The organism is Wenyingzhuangia heitensis (assembly GCF_011762155.1).
Classification (GTDB): Bacteria; Bacteroidota; Bacteroidia; order Flavobacteriales; family Flavobacteriaceae; genus Wenyingzhuangia; species Wenyingzhuangia heitensis.
Genome location: NZ_JAASQL010000025.1, coordinates 1 through 1,204 on the forward strand (window position 1 = coordinate 1; position 1,204 = coordinate 1,204).

The following is a 1,204-nucleotide window of genomic DNA, read 5'->3' on the forward strand; positions in this document are numbered from 1 at the left end:
CGTTAGGCAATATTAAATGAAAAAAAAATTAACCGATTCCATTTGGGCTGAACTAAAATATAATTTAGGAACATATATAATGCAAAATGTTTATTCCTATGAAAATTTGTCACGTAAATTAAATACTTCTGAAATTATATATCATTATACAGATTTAAATGGTTTAGTTTCAATTTTAGAAAATCAACAATTATATTGTACAAATATCAAGTTTCTAAATGATAAAAAAGAATATAATCATGGCATTGAATTACTTCTGAAAATAATTGAATCCATTGAAATTAAAAAAGAAAATAAAGAAATTTTTGACTTTATTAAAACAAATATTAATCGCATATATGAAAATGATAAATATGTAACTTGCTTTTCAAAAAATGGTGATCTCTTAAGTCAATGGAGAGCATATGCCAATCAAGGAAAAGGGGTTGCTCTAGGATTTAAAAGTATAAACATAGATGAGTCTATTGCACAGTACGTTTCACCTTTAAACATTACTTATAATGAAGAATATCAAACTGGAATTATTAGTGAATTTATAACCTTAATTATTTCATATTTTAATGAAGTAAAAAATAGTATAGACTTTCATCAACATAATTATAATCATTTAGTTGGACATACAATTATAGAAATACTAGAAGGTACACTACTTTCATTTAAACATTCAACTTTTAGTGAAGAAAAAGAATTTCGACTTGAATACAGAATGGATGAAACAATGAATTTAAAATCTGAAAATGAAATATTTTTTAAAACCTCTAATTCATTAATAACACCATTTATTAAACTAAAATCTAAATATTTAGAAAATTCAGAACTTATAAAAACAAATCCAAATTATGAAAAACATTCTGAACTTGACGAGAAATTTCCTCTGAAAGAAATTATTATAGGGCCTTCTCTAGACTTTGAAACCAATAAAATTGGAATTGAAATTTTATTAAAAAAAATAGGGTATGAAAATATTAAAATAATTAAATCTAAAATACCTTACAGGGTATAATAACATTGCCTAACACCTGCTCATAGTTAATGCGGGTTTAGTTCTTTCCCAAAGTTTTGTCTATATTTACTAGGTCGCCAAATCTTGTTGATTTGGCTTAGTGACAAAAAAAGAAACAAAACCAAACAAAAAGCTTCGGCTAGTGCGTTCCCGAAAATCTATCGATTTTCAAACCCGCACTAACCATAGCAAAATACGTTA

The 1,204-nt window shown here is 25.5% G+C and carries 1 protein-coding gene; it reads left to right on the forward strand.

Features of this window, described 5'->3' with window-relative positions; genetic code table 11:
- Positions 1-16: 16 nt before the first annotated feature.
- Positions 17-1,003, forward strand: a complete 987-nt coding sequence (locus FHR24_RS15550; protein WP_167191139.1) for a DUF2971 domain-containing protein — start codon at positions 17-19, stop codon at positions 1,001-1,003.
- Positions 1,004-1,204 lie beyond the last annotated feature (201 nt).